Source organism: Bacillus sp. (in: firmicutes) (assembly GCA_017656295.1).
In the GTDB taxonomy this organism is placed as follows: Bacteria; Bacillota; Bacilli; order Bacillales; family JACDOC01; genus JACDOC01.
The window spans coordinates 24,796-43,339 of the sequence record JACDOC010000006.1 but is presented as its reverse complement, the minus strand read 5'-3'; the positions used below and the strand labels follow the sequence as shown (position 1 = coordinate 43,339).

Below are 18,544 nucleotides of genomic sequence, written 5' to 3'. Positions count from 1 at the left end.
TGTGAAAGTATATCATATTTTTATCTAAAAGTATGTACCAAAGGTTATACAACATTTTACTTGACACCTTTCCCTTATACTTTCTACTATTATCGGTTTCTATCCATTTCTTATCATATGAGTACACAATATTTTTAAGTGGCTCAGTTAAATGATATTGTTGATATGTATACATTACGCTTGTGGCGGACGCTTTCCGCGGGCAAGCCGCAAGCCGCATCCCTCGCTACGCTCAAGTAAGGGTCTTGCTTGTCTTATTGTTCCCGCTGGAGTCGCCGCCGTGTGAACAACTTGCTAAAAATCAACAATGAAACATAACATAGCCTTTTAATAAAAAAAGACCAACTCTCCCTAAAAAACAGGAAAAGTCAGTCTTACCATCAATTAAAGCACGCTGGCATGTCCATTGTAAATAACACCTTGAGCAGCATCGACGGTAATTTCTTGTCCGTCTTTTAACATACCAACCGCATTTTCTACACCAACGATGACAGGAATGCCTAAGTTAATACCGACCACAGCGGCATGACTTGTTAATCCGCCTTCTTCAGTAATTACTGCACTACATTTTTCGATCGCAGGAATCATTTCTTTATCTGTTCCTAAAGTGACAAGAACAGATCCTTCTGTCACTTTTTGTAATGCTTCTTCAGCCGTTTTAGCAATAACTACTTTCCCGTATGCGGAACGGCGACCAATTCCTTGACCTTTAGCTAAAATATCGCCAACGACGTGAATTTTCATTAAGTTCGTTGTACCAGTTTCACCAACAGGAACACCTGCTGTAATAACGACAATGTCTCCGTGAGAAACGATACCGCTATTTAAGCTTTCATGAACAGCCATCTCAAGCATTTCGTCTGTGGTATCTACTCGCTTACCTAATTGTGGATACACTCCCCATACAAGGGCAAGACGACGTGAAACTGATTCGTCAGATGTAACTGCAACAATCGGGGCTTTCGGACGATATTTAGAAATGACTTTAGCAGTATGGCCGCTTTCCGTCGGTGTCACAATCGCATTCACATCTAAGTTTAAAGCTGTATGTGCAACCGATTGTCCAATCGCATCTGTCATGGTGTGGTTACATTTTTTTGTACGATTAGAAAGTTCTTTTCGGTAATCTAACGCTTGTTCTGCACGAGAAGCAATATTATGCATTGTTTGTACTGCTTCTACTGGATATAAACCAGCTGCAGTTTCTCCAGAAAGCATAATAGCATCAGTTCCGTCAAAAATTGCATTGGCAACGTCACTTGCTTCGGCACGAGTCGGACGTGGATTGCGTTGCATTGAATCAAGCATTTGTGTAGCCGTTATAACAGGTTTTCCAAGTTCATTACATTTTTTAATCAATGCTTTTTGCACAAGCGGTACTTCCTCAGCCGGAATTTCTACTCCCAAGTCCCCACGCGCAACCATTAAGCCGTCTGACACTTCTAAAATTTCGTCGATGTTGTCAACGCCTTCTTGATTCTCAATCTTTGGAATAATTTGAATGTGTGTTGCATGATGTTTTTCAAGTAATTCACGAATTTCTAATACGTCAGATGCTCGACGAACAAAAGATGCAGCGATAAAATCAATACCTTGTTCGATACCGAACACAATATCGTTCGCATCTTTTTCTGTAATACCAGGAAGTTTGACGGAAACTCCAGGTACATTCACACCTTTTTTATTTTTTAATGTTCCGCTATTTAATACTTTCGTATGAATTTCACCGTTTTCTTTATCAATTTGAGTGACTTCTAACCCGATTAATCCGTCGTCTAATAATATTTTAGAACCAACTTCTACATCATCAATTAAACCTGGATAGGTGATCGAGAATTTTTCTGGTGTTCCAACAACTTCTTTCATGGAGACGATGACATTAGTACCTTCTTTTAATTCAATCGCTCCGTTTTCCATCGTATGTGTACGAATTTCTGGACCTTTTGTATCAAGTAAAATCCCTACTGTTTTCCCAGTGATTTTTGCTGCTTCGCGAATGTTTTTAATCCGTTGTCCATGTTCTTCATAGTCTCCGTGAGAGAAGTTAAGACGAGCGACGTTCATACCCGCTTCCATTAGTTGTACTAACTTCTCAACACTTTCACTTGCAGGACCAATGGTACAAACAATTTTTGTTTTTCTCATGCGTATAAAACCTCCATTGTTATATACGATTAGATCGAAAGTTCTTTTGATAATTCATACATTTTGAGATCCAATTGATGTGGCATGTCAAATAATTCAAGAATATCGTAATCAACAAGCTTATTGTTGACGATTCCAACAGCCCGGCCACCTTTTCCTTCCAATAACAATTCTACTGCACGTGCTCCTAAACGGCTAGCTAATACTCGGTCGAAGGCAGTTGGAGAACCCCCACGTTGAATATGCCCTAATACAGAGACACGCGTTTCCATATTTGTCGCATCTTTTAATTTTTGAGCAAACTCAGTACCGCTCATAACTCCTTCAGCAACAACAATAATACTATGTTTCTTGCCACGTTCTTGTCCTTTTCGAAGGCGTTCGACAATTTCGTCGATGTTGAATGGATCTTCTGGAATTAAAATCGTTTCTGCTCCACCGGCAAGCCCAGACCATAGCGCAATATCACCAGCGTCCCGTCCCATTACTTCAATGACGAACGTCCGCTCATGACTCGTTGCTGTATCGCGAATTTTGTCAATCGCTTCAATCACGGTATTTAACGCTGTGTCAAAACCAATCGTAAAATCTGTTCCTGGGATGTCATTATCGATAGTTCCTGGAATACCGACACATGGGAAGCCTTGTTCTGTTAGTTTTTGAGCTCCACGGTATGAACCGTCTCCGCCAATAACAACAAGCCCTTCGATTCCAAATTTTTTCAATTGTTCAATCCCTTTTGCTTGTCCTTCTTTTGTTTTAAATTCTTCACAACGTGCTGAACGTAAAATCGTGCCGCCACGATGAATAATATCTCCTACTGAACCGAGTTCCAATTTCTTAATATTTCCATTAATTAATCCATTATACCCTTGATACACACCGTATACTTCTAATCCATGGTAAATCGCTTTTCGAACAACTGCTCGAACAGCTGCATTCATACCAGGTGCGTCGCCACCGCTCGTTAAAACACCAATTCGTTTCATTTGAAGATCCCTCCAACAATTTGTTAACTCTTTCACATGTATTGTGCTTAAACTTATTTAAGCGTATGACAAATATGAGACATTTGAAGGAAGACGTATCAGATGTAAAAAAGTTCTAGTATTACTATGTACGTCATTTCCTAAATTTAACAGTATCTATCAGGAATTCATGCCCCTTTTTTTATATACACTTCAAGCATTTCTAACATAACATGAAGAGAAATGTATCTCAACTGAGTTAAAAAAAGACGAAATTATTAGGTAACTGAAAGCGTTTTAAATTTGTCTAAATTTTTTCAAAAAAGGAACAGCTGACCCAATGAGGTGTTGAGTCAGCTGTGGTTTCATTATGATTTCACTTCTTCCAATGTTTGGATTGTTGTATATTCACCAATTTGTTTATACTTATCGTATCGATGAGCAACTAATTCGTCTTCGCTTAACTGCATCAATTGTTGAAGCGATGTTTTTAAGACTTTGTCGATTTCTTCCGCTTGAGCTTTCACATCTTGATGAGCTCCTCCACGTACTTCTGGAATGATTTCATCAATAATGCCAAGTTCTTTTAAGTCTGGAGCCGTAATTTTCATCGTTTCTGCCGCCCGTTTTGCTAAAGAGGAATCCTTCCAAAGAAGCGCTGCTGCACCTTCAGGAGAAATAACAGAGTAAGTTGAGTTTTCAAGCATGTGAATATGGTTTCCAACTCCTAATGCCAGCGCTCCACCACTTCCACCTTCACCGATGACAATACATACAATCGGTACTTTCAAACCAGCCATTTCAAACAGATTTCTAGCAATAGCTTCACTTTGGCCACGCTCTTCAGCAGCCTTCCCAGGATACGCCCCTTTTGTATCTATAAAACAAATAATCGGACGTGAAAACTTTTCAGCTTGTTTCATGAGGCGTAACGCTTTTCGATAGCCTTCTGGATGAGGCATACCGAAATTTCGACGAATGTTTTCTTTCGTATCTTTTCCGCGTTGATGTCCGATGACCGTAACCGGTAACCCGTGGTATTTCGCAATTCCACCGACAATGGCTTCATCATCACCGTATAAACGATCCCCATGCAATTCCATAAAATCAGTAAATAAATAAGAAATATAATCTAACGTTGTAGGTCGTTGTGGATGTCGAGCAATTTGTACTCGATCCCACGGCTTCATATTTTCGTATATTTCTTTTTCTAAATTTTCAAGTCTTGCCTCTAATTTTTCAATTTCAGATGACAAATCCACGTCAGAGGTTTTCGTGAATTCTTTTAGTTCGGCAATTTTTTGGCGCAGTTCAACGACCGGACGTTCAAATTCTAACGTGTTTACCATCCGCCCTCACCTCCAGCATGGTGGATGTCTAAGACTGTTGTTAACTTGTCCTTTAATTCTAGACGGGAAATCACCGCATCTAATTGACCGTGTTTTAATAAAAACTCGGCCGTTTGGAAATCTTCAGGAAGCTCCTCGCGAATCGTTTGTTCAATGATTCGACGTCCAGCAAAGCCAATCAATGCACCGGGCTCAGCAAAGTTATAATCTCCTAGGGACGCAAAACTTGCTGATACCCCACCAGTTGTCGGATGAGTCATCACGGAAATAATGAGTCCACCTTTTTCACTAAACGCTTTTAATGCAGCGCTCGTTTTAGCCATTTGCATTAAGGATAAAACTCCTTCTTGCATCCGTGCGCCACCGGAAGCAGTAAAAATAATGAAAGGTAATGATCGTTCCATCGCTAATTCAATTGCTCTTGTGATCTTTTCGCCTACGACCGAACCCATACTTCCCATTCGGAAACTTGAATCCATAATCGCAATGACCACTTCAAAGCCATTAATTTTTCCGATTCCAGTGACAACAGCTTCATTTAATTTAGATTTTTGACGGTCCTTTTCTAGTTTTTCTAAGTAGTCAGGGAACTGGAGCGGGTTTGTAGAAACCATGTTTTGATCAAATTCTTGAAATGATCCTTCGTCAAGTAAGCTTTGAATACGTTCATGGGCATTCATTTGGTGATGATACCCACAATGCGAGCATACTTTTAAATTTTTTTCAAGCTCTTTTGTATACATAATTTTTTTACATTGTGGACATTTTGTCATAATTCCTTCAGGCACATCTTGTTTGGCTGCTTCTGAAGGGATGGTGGCGTATTTCTTTTTCTTATTCTTCGCAAATAATTCCTTTAACAATGATGACCCTCCCTTACGTAAGGCATTCGACTTTCCTGTTAAAGATGTTTGTCTTAACCAATGTACTTTAAAATGCGTTAATTGTTTGTAATACGGTGTCGTTAAGCATCCGACAAATTGCGAATACGTCTATATTGCAAAATGACATCCTCTTCCGTCCCGTTTACAAGTGCTTGAATTAAATGTTGAAAAGATTCAACCGATATGTTTGTTTCTCGATTTAAAGGATGTGCGTATTCATAAAGTATTGACCAAATTTTCATTAGTAAACGGTTGTCTAGTACTGAAAACAGTTTACACCATAAATGTTCACCGTTTTCATTTTTGTCAGCATGCAAAAGTTCATTAAAAACGTCGGTATGGAAAGTAGCTTGACGCTTCATAAGCAATAAACATGCTTGTTCAACGGAAAAGAGTGTTTGTAAAATGTCTTCTTGCACTTTTCCGTCGGTTAAAATAAACGTACTTAACAGCTCAACGAGTCGATGATCTTTAAAATCCCGAATGAACGTACCTTCTCCTCTTCTTGTTTCAATTAATCCGAGCAATTCAAGGGAACGAAGCGCTTCTCGTACAGATGAACGTCCAACCCCTAAAGACTCACTCAATTCTCGTTCAGAAGGAAGACGGTCTCCTGGTTGCAGACCATCTTTTTGAATCATTTCACGGATACTTTCCACAATTTCAATATATACCTTTGATTGTGAGCGCGATGTATTCATTTTCATCACTCACTTTTTCCAATGACCGCCATTTCCATCGTCCGTTTTCGAATTTCTTCTGGATCAGCTTTTAAGCGCGCAACACCAGTTTCCATAGCTGCTTTAGCCACCGCAGCAGCAACAGCTGGTGCCACTCGTGGATCAAACGGAGCTGGAATGACGTAATCAGGGCTTAATTCATGCTCTTCAATAAGTCCGGCAATGGCTTCTACTGCCGCTACCTTCATTTTTTCATTAATGTGCGTCGCACGAACATCTAATGCCCCGCGGAAAATTCCAGGGAATGCAAGTACGTTATTTACTTGGTTTGGGAAGTCAGATCGACCTGTCCCGACTACTTTAGCTCCTGCTGCCTTTGCTTGTTCTGGCATAATTTCAGGAACCGGGTTTGCCATCGCAAAAATAATTGGGTCCCTATTCATTGAACGAACCATTTCTTCCGTTAAAGCACCCGCTACAGACACACCAATAAAGACATCTGCTCCTTTAATAACATCTGCTAAACTACCTGACAATCTATCTCTATTTGTAAACTTAGCTACTTCTGCTTTTACTTCGTTCATCCCATAAGGACGCCCTTCATAAATAGCACCTTTCGAATCGCACATAATAATGTCTCGAACACCATAACTATATAAAAGCTTTATAATGGCAATTCCTGCTGCGCCAGCCCCGTTAGCAACAACTTTAATTTCGGACATTTTTTTGCCAACAAGTTTCAAAGCATTCACAAGCCCCGCAACTGTTACAATCGCTGTACCATGCTGGTCATCATGGAAAATTGGAATGTTTGTTTCTTTCTTTAAACGTTCCTCAATAATGAAACAGTTTGGCGCGGCAATATCTTCTAAGTTTACTCCACCGAAAGTTGGTTCTAATAATTTTACCGTTTCGACAATTTTATCAACATCAGTCGTATTCAAACAAATCGGGAACGCATCTACTCCCGCAAAGCTTTTAAATAATACCGCTTTTCCTTCCATAACTGGCAGAGCGGCTTCAGGACCGATATTTCCTAATCCTAATACGGCAGTCCCGTCAGATACGACAGCAACCATATTTCCTTTCATCGTATAGTCATAAACCGTCTCCGGCTTATCGTAAATCACTTTACAAGGTTCAGCCACTCCAGGAGAATATGCTAAACTCAAATCTTTCGCATTACGAACTTCCACCTTTGATTTTGATTCAAGTTTTCCTCTATGAACACGATGCATATGTAATGCTTCTTCACGTAATGTCATGGGTATACACTCCTTCAACAGTTCAGACTTCTTTTCCCTACATAGTGGTCTGACCACATGAATCTCTTACAAATATAACATAATTCTAACAAATGTAAAGAATTTCTTCTTTGATTCTTACATTCACTTAATGAGCATCTTATTCCTTTTTTCTTTTGATCAGTGTTGTAATTCCAGCCTCTCTACTTTCGAAACACAACATTTTTCTCTCCTAAAAGATTTTTTAATTGGAGAAGGCAGTCGTTCGAATAAGAGACCCATTCTTTTCTTGATAATTGTATTATTTTCCCATTTTTTTCGTGATATATATATACCGGGAAAGTGCCAGGATAATTTTCAATGATGTTTTTTATTTGTAACCAGTCCGCCTGCTCATTCCGCTGTTTCTCTATTTTGATATACAATCCTTTTTTCAAATCACTCTCCATTTGTTTCGCTTCTTCCAGGTTGTACATTTGCTGGATAATCAATTGCTTTTTCCGTTGCCGGTCCTCGACTTTCCCTTTTACGAATACAACCTTTCCCTTTTGACATAATGAGGCATATTGACGATACACATTCGGAAACAGAACCCCCTCGATTTCGCCCGTTTCATCACTTAATTGGACAAACGCCATCACGTCTCCTTTTTTTGTGCGAATCGTTTTCTGATCTGAAATATAAACACCTAGACGAACATCTGACCCTTCCGAAACATGAAAAATAGTTGTCGCACCTAACCGCTGGAACAAAGAAATATATGGAGATACGGGATGAGCAGTTAAATAAATACCCAATACTTCCTTTTCCGCCTTTAGCTTATCATCAAGCGACATGGGCTCTACTTCAACGTATTTAGGTTTTAAAAAGAGCGACTCGTCATCTTGAAATAAAGTAAAATGATCATCTGGTTTTACTAATTCAGCATGTTCGAGGGCAACATCGATGGTAGCCAATAACGTTGCCCGATCTTTTCCAAAATCATCAAAGCTACCTGATAACACGAGGGATTCTAAAACAGAGCGATTAATCGTTTTTAATGACACGCGTAAGCAAAAATCAAATAAATCTTCAAATGGTCTTTGCTGCCTACTACGTGCAATTTCTTTCCATACGGCTCCGCCGATTCCTTTGATGGCAGCTAAACTAAACCGAATTCCGTTATTCTCCACTTGAAAGACATAATGACTGTTGTTGACAGAAGGTGGCAAAATGGTTAAACCTTTCTGTTTCGCCTCTATCACGTATTGACTAATCTTTTGGTCATGTCCAATCACCGATGACAATAACGCCGCATAAAAAGCGAGTGGATAGTGTGTTTTTAAGTACGCCATTTGATAGGCAATCAAACTGTAGGCAACGGCATGACTGCGATTAAATCCGTAATTGGCAAAACGTACAATCAAGTCATAAACAGAGGTTGCTGTTGCTTGATCATACCCTTTTGCTAAGGCCCCTTCCACAAAGTGACTCCGTTCACGGTCAAGCACGTCTTTCTTTTTTTTGCTGACCGCACGCCGAAGTAAATCTGCTTCTCCTAATGAAAAACCGGCCATTTCGGCTGCGATTTCCATAATTTGCTCTTGGTACACTATCACACCGTACGTTGTATGTAAAATCTGATCAATATCTGGATGAATGGACGGAACGGCTTGACGGCCGTGTTTCCGTTGGATGTAGAGAGGAATTTGCTCCATCGGTCCAGGACGATACAACGAATTGACCGCCACAATATCTTCAAAATGCGTTGGTCGCAACTCACGTAATACGCGTCTCATCCCTTCTGATTCTAATTGGAAAATTCCTAACGTATCTCCACGGCTTAACAATTGGTACGTTTTTTCATCATCGAGTGGAATCGACCGAATATCGATACGTACTCCTTGTTCTTTTTGAATCATGTGCAAAATATGTTCAATGATTGACAAATTCCGCAGGCCTAAAAAATCCATTTTTAATACTCCGAGCGTTTCTAACACATCCATTGAGTATTGCGTTAAATAAAAATCTTGTTGCCCTCGTTGAATCGGTACAATGTCTGTTAATGGTTCATCGGTAATGACCACTCCCGCTGCATGGGTTGACGTATGGCGCGGCAATCCTTCAAGCTTGACGGCCGTTTGGAAAAAGGTTTGATGAACGGGAGATGATTGAACAAATTGTTGGAGGGGAACAGATTCTTGATACGCCTCCTTTAAAGTAATACCCGTTCTGGACGGAATCATCTTAGACAATTGATCAATTTCTCTATTTTGAAAACCGAACACCTTTCCTAAATCTCGAATGACCGCTTTTGCCCCGAACGTACCAAATGTAATAATTTGGGCGACATGCATGCTTCCGTATTTTTGGACAACATAATTGATGATTTCTTCCCGACGATGATCTGGAAAGTCAATATCGATATCTGGCATCGTAATACGTTCCGGATTTAAAAACCGTTCAAAAAGCAAACCATACTTTAATGGATCGACATCGGTAATATGTAGTACATAAGCGACGAGCGAACCAGCTGCCGATCCCCGCCCGGGACCAGTTAAAATACCTTTTTTGCGTGCAAATTTCATAAAGTCCCAGACGATTAAAAAATAATCAGCAAACCCCATTTGCTCAATAACTTGTAGTTCATAGTTTAGCCGTGCTCGATGTTTTTCGGTGACTTCCGAATAACGATCGTTCAATCCTTGTTCACAAAGGGTACGCAAAAATGTACTAGCTGTTTGATTTGATGGCAATGGATATTTCGGCAAGTGGGGTTGATCAAACGAAAGTTCCACATGGCACTTTTGGGCAATTAAAACTGATTGTTCTAGAGCATCCACCTCATCTTGAAAGAGTTCGACCATTTCCTTTTTTGACTTAAGGTAATGGTTGGTATCTTCTAGTCGTTCATCTTCTTTTATCATACGTCCTTCTTTTATCGCCACAAGACATTCATACGTAAACGCGTCCTCCTTTGTTAAATAACGAACATCATTTGTAGCTACAAGTGGAATGGTTAACGAATGGGCTAACTCTTTTATTTGAGGAACTAACGTCCGTTCTTCTTTTTTGTTTAAATGTTGGAGTGCTAAATAAAACTGTGGAAAAATTCTTCGAAACGTTGCAGCGACTTTTATAGCCCCTTCCTGATCTCCTTGGAGAAGACATTGCTCAATCTCTCCTTCCATTCCTGGAGTGATAGCAATGATTCCATCCCGATACGCTTGCAACCACTTTAATCGGACGCCGGAGACCCCTTTAGTTCCGTAAGCACTTGATAGTTTAATTAAGTTTTTATATCCTTCGTTATTTTGTGCTAATAATACGAGAGGAAATGCTTTGTCTTCTTCGAGTACACTTTCCACATCAATCATTAAACCGATAATCGGCTTAATTCCATGGGCCATACATTCCTTGTAAAAAGGAATGGCCCCATACAAAACATTTCGGTCCGTAAGCGCTAAAGCTGAATAGTTTAGCTTTAGCGCTTGTTTTACAAGAGAGGAAATCGAAATTGTACTTGATAATAAACTGTAAGCGCTCATTACTTGTAAATGAACGAACGACACTCTCTTCACTTCCTTTTTTATGCTACTTTCATTATAGATTCCTTTTTATAAAAAAGAAATTATGTTCGCTTTTTGTACCGTCACATATTTTCTATGTTTGTCCCATATAGTGTATTAAAGCGTAATTTGATCATGAGAGGATGATCAGTTTGAATGAAGCGTTTTTTCCGACGTTTTTTAATAGTTATTTTATTGCATTAGGCGTTATTCTCGGAGGATCGATTATCGGTGGGCTAGCGGCCTTTTTAACGGGAGAACCTCCATTTACTCACATTTATCGTTTATCAAAGTTACTTCGCATCTGGGCGATTGTCGCAGCTATCGGTGGAACGTTCGATACGGTTTATCATATGGAACGAGGGTTAATCGAGGGAGAAACGAAAGACTTATTTAAACAATTTTTACTTATTCTTTCGGCACTAGGTGGTGCCCAAACCGGAGCCCTTATCATCAAATGGTTTACACAGGAGTACATTACCTCATGAGGGTATCGTCTTACCATCACCAACCGCACATGCAACGTTTTCTTGCCGGCGTTGCCTTAGGAGGGATGATTAGTTGGCTCATTTTTTTATTTATCTTCGGTTCGCTCCAAGAAAAACAAACGAAGTTAATTGATCAGCAACAAGAAGAAATTAAAGAATTAAAACATAGTATCTCCATTTGGCAGGAAGAGTTTATCGCGGTGAACAAAAAAAATAAAGAACTATTAAAAGTACAAGATATTAAAGTAAAAATTACGAACTTCCAAAGGTACGAAATTGAAGATAAGCATAGCATTTTCTTAACAGAAGAGGCGGTTAAAAAAGATTTACAAGTGTTACTAGCTAAAGATTTAGAAGCGGTGTTTAAAAACCGTGAATTGTTAAAGAAGACGATTGAAAATAAAACAATCAAAATAAACGAAAAACGATACCGTTTTGTCGTTAAGGAATTGTATTTTTTTACAACTATTTATGTGTATTTAGAACTCAGGCTTGCGGAGTAAAAAAAGAGGGATCCAAAAAATATCCCTCTTTTGTACTTCAGTTATTGATGTGGGTCGCAAACATCTAAAATATCTTTTTTAACGCTTTCAACTTCCTCCCAAGAATAAACGGAGGCACCAGCTGCTAAAGGATGTCCCCCACCATGATATTTTTTGGCAATTTCATTAATAATTGGACCTTTGGAACGTAAGCGGACGCGAATTTGGTCTTCCTCCTCCACGAAGAAACACCATGCTTTAATTCCTTTTACGTTTCCTAAAATACTAACAATTTGGGAGGCCTCAGAAGGAGTGACTTGAAACTCCTCGAGCAAATCTTTTTTCATCGTAACAAAAGCAGCTCCATTTTCGTACATTTGGAAATTTTGCAGTACGTATCCTTGTAATTTAACGACTTTTTCTTCTAATTCATATAGTTGGTTATACAATTCATTTCGGTCAAAGGAATAGTTCACTAATTCACCGGCATACCGAAACGTTTTTTCTGTCGTACTTGGATATAAGAAACGCCCTGTATCCCCAACAATCCCAGCGTATAACAGGCGTGCTGCCTCGTCTGTTATTTTCAATCCTTTATCTTTTCCAAACAAATAAAATTCATAAATCATTTCACTCGTTGAACTAGCCGACGTCTCTACCCAATTAACATCCCCATATGGATCTTCATTTGGATGGTGGTCGATTTTTATCACCTGTTTACCTAATCGATATCGCTCATCGTCGATTCGTTCTTTATTCGCCGTATCGCAAATAATTATTAAGGCATTTTCAAATTGTTGATCATCAACTTGGTCTACCTTCCGGAGAAATTGTAATGATGGGTCATCTTCGCCTACGGCAAAAATTTGTTTTTCCGGAAACGATGCTTGTAAAATTTCCACTAGTCCTCCTTGCGAACCGTATGCATCCGGGTCAGGGCGGACGTGGCGATGAACGATGATGGTTTCATAGGATTGAATTAATTGTAAAATCGTCTCTTTCATATTGGTTGACTCCTTTTCTATATATCTTTATTGGCATTTTTCTTCTAATGCCGTTACAATAAAGGGGAATGACAGTAGAAAATGGGGGATACAACAATGCCAGTATTAGTTATCTTGATTATTAGTTCGTTATCCTTTTACGTCTATTATAAAGCGCGTTACTTTCGAAGCAAAAACGATTTAGAAAAGAAATGGATCTCTAGTAAATCAAGTATCGCTCTCGGACTGTTTGTTGCCCTTTTTGGCTTAAATCAATTTTTCTTATACCATACAACCGTTACATACATTGTTGGCGGACTGTTTATTCTTATCGGAAGCTTAAGCGCTTGGTCCGGATATCGAGCGTATCGTCATTATTTGCCATACATTTTAAAACAAATAAACGAATAATCGATTGAAAAAGAAGGGACGTCTCATTAGGCGTCCCTTTTCTATCGGTCAATAAGCTGACACATCATTAATGCCTTACCGACTAATACCCCTTCATTGAAAACTTCTACATCGACCTTTCCAAACTTTCGGCCGACTTCTAGTACCTTAGGATGAATCGTGATTTTACTCTCAATTTGAACCGGTTTAATAAAATAGATAGTCATATTCTCTACGACTAAATCTCCTTTTTTATGATTCCGTAATACTCTGTTAGTTGCTTCGGTCACTAATGAGGTAAATACTCCATAGGAAATTGCTCCTAATTGGTTTGTCATTTGCGGGGTTACTTCAAATTGGAAAACATCTTCTTCTTGTTCATCTTCAAGAGTCGTTAATTGTGCAGCAACGATGTCGTCAATCGTTTCGCCAATTTGGGGTTGCCGTTGTATCATTTGCAACGCTTTTAAAACATCTTGTCGACTAATGATCCCCATTAGTCTGTTTTGTTGATCAACCACCGGGAGCAGTTCGATCCCTTCCCAAATCATCATATGAGCGGCAGAAGCTACGCTCGTTTTGCCATGTACGGTAATTGGCGATTTCGTCATAACTTTCTCAATAGGGGTGTCCTCGTTTTGACCCATCACATCTTTTGAGGTGACCATACCGAGCACTTTTAGACCTTGGTCTACTACTGGGAAACGGCTATGAAGCGTTTCTCGTTTTTTTTCGTACCAGCTGCCTACCGTATCTTTTACGGACAAGTAAACCGTTTTTTCTAATGGGGTTAAAATATCTTCAACTAACACAATTTCTTTTTTAATTAACTGGTCATAAATCGCCCGATTAATCATTGTCGCAACCGTAAACGTATCGTAGCTTGTCGAAATAATCGGCAATTCTAATTCGTCGGCCAGCTTTTTCACATGATCTTCTGTATCGAAACCACCGGTAATTAATACAGCTGCTCCTGCTTTGAGTGCATGTTCATGGGCTTTTGTCCGATTTCCGACAATGAGTAAGTTTCCCGCTCCGGTATATCGCATCATCGCTTCCAGCTTCATGGCGCCAATAACAAATTTCGTTAATGTTTTATGTAGTCCCGCTTTTCCGCCAAGTACTTGTCCATCGATGATATTAACTACCTCGGCAAAGGTTAACTTTTCAATATTTTCTTTTTTCTTTCGTTCGATTCGAATCGTACCGACACGTTCAATTGTGCTCACATATCCTTTATTCTCGGCATCTTTGATCGCGCGATAAGCAGTTCCTTCACTTACGTTTAGCGCTTTTGCAATTTGTCTGACCGAGATTTTCTCTCCAACTGGCAGTTGGTCAATATATTGTAAAATTTGTTCGTGCTTTGTCGCCAAGCCATTCACCCTTTTCTCGCCCATATATCAACTTACTTTCATTATAAAGAGAAAAGGAAGGGTATTCAACGGCTTGATGAATGATACATTCGCTTGCCTTCTTGCTTTTGTTCCTTTTTTCGTACTGGCCGTATACTTCGTTCAACAGAAAAGAGAAGGGCGACAACATTTCCTGATATGACAACAAAAGCAAAAGCTAACCATGTTCCTTCAAACAAAATTCGTAATGTAGTCCCAGAAAACGAGAAATATGGTAATGCGATATACAATAATAAACAAGTGACAAGAATACATAAAATATATTTGGCTTTCACGAAAATCTCCCCTTCCATTATGCATCGACTCTCTCGTTTTTCTCATTTTATGCAAAAGGTAAACCATATCATACCTATAAAAAAGGACTGGCCCAACTTTATCATAAAGTCAGGTCAGTCCTGCATTTCTTATAACTCGATAACATCTCCAGCTTTCATAACTCTTGCTTGAATGCCTTCCCCAAGAAGCTGAACAAATTTCTCTGGGTCTTGTTTAATTTTCGGGAAGGTATCGAAATGAATTGGTACAACTGTTTTCGCTTGTAAAAACTTCGCGGCGACCGCTGCATCTTCTGGTCCCATCGTAAAGTTATCTCCAATCGGTAAAAACGCGAGGTCGATGTCGTTCATCTCTCCAATTAGTTTCATATCTGAGAACAATCCCGTATCTCCTGCATGATAGATTGTTTTCCCTTCAGCTGTAAGCAATACACCTGTCGGCATCCCCATATATACAAGTTCATTATTTTCCGTTACATATCCTGAACCATGAAGGGCTGGAGTTAATTTTACTTTTCCAAAATCAAAGTGATGGGCACCACCAATATGCATTGGATGGGTACGCAGTCCCTTCCAACTTAGGTATGTAGCTAATTCATAATTGGCAACAACAAGGGCATCATTTTTTTTAGCAATTTCAATCGTATCTCCTACATGGTCATTATGACCGTGCGTTAAAATAATCACATCTGGGCGTTGTTCTTCTACAATTAAATCCGTTATTTCATTTCCATTAATAAATGGGTCGATTAAAATTTGCGTACCGTTTGTTTCAATTTTTACAACCGCATGGCCATGGAATGAAACTTTCATACAAATCCCCTTTCTAATTTGTCCTCCATCGATACTATTCTCTTTAGAATGACATTTTCCTTCTAAATTAATATTTTAAATATATCATTCGCTATGTTTACCAAGATGAACAGTGAGTAAAAGTTTACAAATGGGATGGTTACTGATAATCTCAAGGTATACATAATAAAAAAAAGGGGACTGGATGAATGAAACAACGTTTACAACAACTGATAAACTGGATGCAAGAAAAAGAGATGGACGTTTGCTTCGTCTCATCGAAAGAAAATGTTTTTTATTTTAGTGGATTCCGAAGCGAGCCTCATGAACGTTTACTCGGCCTTCTAGTCTTCCAACAAAGTGAACCAATTTTAATCTGCCCTGCTATGGAACAAAATGATGTCAAAAATGCCGGGTGGGAATATGAAATCATCGGGTATCAAGACACCGAAAACCCTTGGGACATCATTCAACAAAAAATTCATCAGCGCTTACCAAAACAACCGACGTGGGGAATTGAAAAAGTACATTTAAATGTCGAGCGCTATGAAGAAATCATGAAACGCTTCCCAAACGTCCAATTTGTTTCCGCTGAAGAAAAATTACGAGAGCTACGCATGATTAAAGATGACCAAGAATTGGCGGCAATTCGTAAAGCGGCAGCACTCGCGGATTTTGCCATCGAAACGGGTGTAAATGCCATTTATGAAGGAGCAACAGAGTTAGAGATTATTGCGACGATTGAATATGAATTGAAGAAAAAAGGCGTTACTGAAATGTCATTTTCTACTATGGTTCTTACTGGGGCTAATGCCGCTTCTCCGCACGGTACGCCAGGTTTAACGAAAATTAAAAAAGGCGATCTCGTCCTTTTTGACTTAGGTGTCGTTTACGATGGATATTGCTCGGACATTACGCGGACAGTAGCGTTTGGAGATATTTCCGAAGAACAAAAAGCGATTTACGAAACGGTAAGAAAAGCGGAAGAAACAGCTGTCGTTGCCACAAAGCCGGGGGTAACTGCATCACACCTAGACCAAATTGCTCGTCAAATCATTCACGAGGCCGGTTATGGAGACTTTTTCCCTCACCGATTAGGCCATGGGCTTGGAATTAGTGTTCACGAATATCCGTCAATTACATCTACCAATGAATTAACGATTCAAAAAGGGATGGTTTTTACTATTGAACCAGGAATTTATGTTCCAAATGTAGCGGGTGTACGCATTGAAGACGATGTTTATGTGACAGAAGATGGTGTAGAAGTGTTAACAAAATATCCGAAAGAACTAAAAATCATTGAATAAAATGGATTACATGTTTTCATCAAAGTAAAGGGACTGACGTTTGGCCAGTCCCTAATTATTATATATTACATTTGCTCCAATAACTTACGTGCATCAGCGTATTCTAGTCCATGAGCTTCCGCTACTGCTGCGTATGTGACATATCCATTTAATGTATTAATTCCTTTTAATAACGCTTCATTGTCTAAACACGCTTGTTTGTAACCCTTATTCGCAATTTGTAACGCATACGGTACAGTCACATTTGTTAAAGCAATTGTTGAAGTACGTGGAACGGCACCTGGCATGTTCGCCACGGCATAGTGTACAATGCCATGTTTTTCATAGGTTGGGTTATCATGAGTCGTAATGCGGTCCGTCGTTTCAAAGATACCACCTTGGTCAATCGCAATATCAACTACAACAGAACCAGGTTTCATTGATTTAATCATCTCTTCTGTCACAAGCTTAGGAGCTTTTGCCCCTGGAATTAACACAGCCCCAATAACTAGGTCAGAATCTTTTACCGCTTGGGCAATGTTGTAAGGGTTTGACATTAATGTTGTGACATCGCTTCCAAAAATATCGTCTAATTGACGTAAACGATCTGGATTTAAGTCGATGATCGTCACTTGGGCACCTAGTCCGACTGCCATTTTTGCAGCGTTCGTACCAGCTACACCACCGCCGATGATGGTAACTTTTCCACGTTGAACACCAGGAACTCCAGATAGAAGGATTCCTTTTCCTCCGTAAATTTTTTCTAGGAATTGCGCACCAATTTGCGTAGCCATTCGACCTGCCACTTCACTCATCGGTGTTAATAGTGGTAACGAACCGTTCGGTAATTGTACGGTTTCGTAAGCGATTCCAACAACTTTGTTATCGATTAACGCTTTCGTTAATTCTGGTTCTGGCGCAAGATGCAAATAGGTAAATAAAATTAATCCTTCACGGAAGTATTGATATTCGCTTGGTAATGGCTCTTTTACTTTCATTACCATCTCCATCGACCAAGCTTCTTCTGCTGTGTTAACAATGACAGCCCCAGCTTGTTTATAATCGTCATCTGTAAAACCAGAGCCAAGTCCAGCACCTGTTTCGATATACACTTCATGTCCATTATTGACAAGGTTGACGACCCCTGCAGGTGTCATGGCAACACGGTTTTCGTTGTTTTTTATTTCCTTAGGTACCCCGATTCGCATAATGCCAACCTCCTGTTAAAATTCATAAAAAAATTAGTACAATAGGGACAAATCATAATTAATATAACATTTTCACAAAAAAAATGCTAAACAAATTTAATGGTATTACCTAATTCAACAAACAGGAGCAAGAATATGTAAAGGCACTATGAAAGTGCCTTATCGTTCATTTGGATCCTCGTTATTTGAAGGAAAAAATTCCTCTTGTTCGTCCATACTGCCTGAAAAATAGGCATTCATAATTTGTTGACTCACTTGTTCAGTCCCATTTTCGTCGTATGTGAGTGATTCTTTTGGCTCACGTTTTTTCATAAAATACCCCTTTCCTCTTTTTAATACAGCATTAGTATTTGAGAAAAGGGGTGCATTATCCATTTTTAAAAATGTCAATTATAAACAGGAAAGGA

General features: G+C 39.3%; 17 protein-coding genes. 4 read left to right on the top strand and 13 right to left on the bottom strand.

Features of this window, described 5'->3' with window-relative positions:
• Positions 1–384 precede the first annotated feature (384 nt).
• From pyk to dnaE, 7 genes are all read right to left on the bottom strand, one after another.
• Positions 385–2,145 (bottom strand): pyruvate kinase, encoded by a 1,761-nt coding sequence (gene pyk / locus H0Z31_07270; GenBank protein ID MBO8177237.1) that lies wholly within the window; start codon positions 2,143–2,145, stop codon positions 385–387.
• Positions 2,146–2,174: 29 nt separating this feature from the next.
• Entirely contained in the window at positions 2,175–3,134 is a 960-nt protein-coding gene (pfkA, locus tag H0Z31_07265; protein MBO8177236.1) for a 6-phosphofructokinase, read from the bottom strand.
• 347 nt (positions 3,135–3,481) lie between these two features.
• The gene (gene accA, locus H0Z31_07260; protein ID MBO8177235.1) at positions 3,482–4,462 is read right to left on the bottom strand and encodes an acetyl-CoA carboxylase carboxyl transferase subunit alpha; all 981 of its coding nucleotides are present in this window, start codon (positions 4,460–4,462) and stop codon (positions 3,482–3,484) included.
• A complete protein-coding gene (locus H0Z31_07255) occupies positions 4,456–5,325 on the bottom strand; it encodes an acetyl-CoA carboxylase carboxyltransferase subunit beta (protein ID MBO8177234.1) in 870 nt (289 codons plus the stop codon). Before H0Z31_07255 ends, accA begins: the two co-directional genes overlap by 7 nt.
• A gap of 101 nt (positions 5,326–5,426) precedes the next feature.
• Positions 5,427–6,047, bottom strand: a complete 621-nt coding sequence (locus H0Z31_07250) for a FadR family transcriptional regulator (GenBank protein MBO8177233.1) — start codon at positions 6,045–6,047, stop codon at positions 5,427–5,429.
• Positions 6,048–6,052: 5 nt separating this feature from the next.
• Positions 6,053–7,291, bottom strand: coding sequence for an NAD-dependent malic enzyme (locus tag H0Z31_07245; protein MBO8177232.1), 1,239 nt, complete (start codon positions 7,289–7,291; stop codon positions 6,053–6,055).
• Between the two features lie 182 nt (positions 7,292–7,473).
• A complete protein-coding gene (gene dnaE / locus H0Z31_07240) occupies positions 7,474–10,821 on the bottom strand; it encodes a DNA polymerase III subunit alpha (protein ID MBO8177231.1) in 3,348 nt (1,115 codons plus the stop codon).
• Between the two features lie 140 nt (positions 10,822–10,961).
• Here dnaE and H0Z31_07235 point away from each other — a divergent pair, with 140 nt between their 5' ends.
• Together H0Z31_07235 and H0Z31_07230 are read left to right on the top strand one after the other, a co-directional pair.
• A complete protein-coding gene (locus H0Z31_07235; protein ID MBO8177230.1) occupies positions 10,962–11,306 on the top strand; it encodes a YtrH family sporulation protein in 345 nt (114 codons plus the stop codon).
• Positions 11,303–11,809 carry a sporulation protein gene (locus tag H0Z31_07230; protein MBO8177229.1) on the top strand — a complete coding sequence of 169 codons (507 nt, stop codon included), beginning with the start codon at positions 11,303–11,305 and terminating at the stop codon, positions 11,807–11,809. The genes H0Z31_07235 and H0Z31_07230 overlap by 4 nt, the downstream gene beginning before the upstream one ends.
• Before the next feature lie 41 nt (positions 11,810–11,850).
• Here H0Z31_07230 and H0Z31_07225 read toward each other — a convergent pair whose 3' ends face one another.
• Positions 11,851–12,792, bottom strand: a complete 942-nt coding sequence (locus tag H0Z31_07225; GenBank protein MBO8177228.1) for a bifunctional oligoribonuclease/PAP phosphatase NrnA — start codon at positions 12,790–12,792, stop codon at positions 11,851–11,853.
• Between the two features lie 96 nt (positions 12,793–12,888).
• Here H0Z31_07225 and H0Z31_07220 point away from each other — a divergent pair, with 96 nt between their 5' ends.
• Positions 12,889–13,182: a YtpI family protein gene (locus tag H0Z31_07220; GenBank protein ID MBO8177227.1), complete on the top strand. Its 294-nt coding sequence runs from the start codon at positions 12,889–12,891 to the stop codon at positions 13,180–13,182.
• 41 nt (positions 13,183–13,223) lie between these two features.
• On the opposite strand, the gene H0Z31_07215 is transcribed toward H0Z31_07220, so the two are convergent.
• From H0Z31_07215 to H0Z31_07205, 3 genes are all read right to left on the bottom strand, one after another.
• Positions 13,224–14,537 (bottom strand): CBS domain-containing protein, encoded by a 1,314-nt coding sequence (locus tag H0Z31_07215; protein ID MBO8177226.1) that lies wholly within the window; start codon positions 14,535–14,537, stop codon positions 13,224–13,226.
• 65 nt (positions 14,538–14,602) lie between these two features.
• A complete protein-coding gene (locus tag H0Z31_07210; GenBank protein MBO8177225.1) occupies positions 14,603–14,851 on the bottom strand; it encodes a hypothetical protein in 249 nt (82 codons plus the stop codon).
• A 129-nt stretch (positions 14,852–14,980) separates the two neighbouring features.
• The gene (locus H0Z31_07205) at positions 14,981–15,664 is read right to left on the bottom strand and encodes a metal-dependent hydrolase (GenBank protein ID MBO8177224.1); all 684 of its coding nucleotides are present in this window, start codon (positions 15,662–15,664) and stop codon (positions 14,981–14,983) included.
• Positions 15,665–15,852: 188 nt separating this feature from the next.
• On the opposite strand from H0Z31_07205, the gene H0Z31_07200 reads away from it, so the two are divergent.
• Positions 15,853–16,950 (top strand): aminopeptidase P family protein, encoded by a 1,098-nt coding sequence (locus H0Z31_07200; protein MBO8177223.1) that lies wholly within the window; start codon positions 15,853–15,855, stop codon positions 16,948–16,950.
• 65 nt (positions 16,951–17,015) lie between these two features.
• Here the strand turns inward: H0Z31_07200 and ald are convergent, their stop codons facing one another.
• A complete protein-coding gene (gene ald, locus H0Z31_07195; GenBank protein MBO8177222.1) occupies positions 17,016–18,137 on the bottom strand; it encodes an alanine dehydrogenase in 1,122 nt (373 codons plus the stop codon).
• A gap of 159 nt (positions 18,138–18,296) precedes the next feature.
• Complete coding sequence (locus H0Z31_07190) at positions 18,297–18,449, bottom strand: hypothetical protein (GenBank protein MBO8177221.1); 153 nt, start codon at positions 18,447–18,449, stop codon at positions 18,297–18,299.
• Positions 18,450–18,544 lie beyond the last annotated feature (95 nt).

Coding starts and splice junctions, on each gene's coding strand:
- pyk (MBO8177237.1), bottom strand. CDS start 2,145: ATGAGAAAAACAAAAATTGTTTGTACCATTGGTCCTGCAAGTGAAAGT.
- pfkA (MBO8177236.1), bottom strand. CDS start 3,134: ATGAAACGAATTGGTGTTTTAACGAGCGGTGGCGACGCACCTGGTATG.
- accA (MBO8177235.1), bottom strand. CDS start 4,462: ATGGTAAACACGTTAGAATTTGAACGTCCGGTCGTTGAACTGCGCCAA.
- H0Z31_07250 (MBO8177233.1), bottom strand. CDS start 6,047: ATGAATACATCGCGCTCACAATCAAAGGTATATATTGAAATTGTGGAA.
- H0Z31_07245 (MBO8177232.1), bottom strand. CDS start 7,291: ATGACATTACGTGAAGAAGCATTACATATGCATCGTGTTCATAGAGGA.
- H0Z31_07235 (MBO8177230.1), top strand. CDS start 10,962: ATGATCAGTTTGAATGAAGCGTTTTTTCCGACGTTTTTTAATAGTTAT.
- H0Z31_07230 (MBO8177229.1), top strand. CDS start 11,303: ATGAGGGTATCGTCTTACCATCACCAACCGCACATGCAACGTTTTCTT.
- H0Z31_07225 (MBO8177228.1), bottom strand. CDS start 12,792: ATGAAAGAGACGATTTTACAATTAATTCAATCCTATGAAACCATCATC.
- H0Z31_07220 (MBO8177227.1), top strand. CDS start 12,889: ATGCCAGTATTAGTTATCTTGATTATTAGTTCGTTATCCTTTTACGTC.
- H0Z31_07205 (MBO8177224.1), bottom strand. CDS start 15,664: ATGAAAGTTTCATTCCATGGCCATGCGGTTGTAAAAATTGAAACAAAC.
- H0Z31_07200 (MBO8177223.1), top strand. CDS start 15,853: ATGAAACAACGTTTACAACAACTGATAAACTGGATGCAAGAAAAAGAG.
- ald (MBO8177222.1), bottom strand. CDS start 18,137: ATGCGAATCGGGGTACCTAAGGAAATAAAAAACAACGAAAACCGTGTT.
- H0Z31_07190 (MBO8177221.1), bottom strand. CDS start 18,449: ATGAAAAAACGTGAGCCAAAAGAATCACTCACATACGACGAAAATGGG.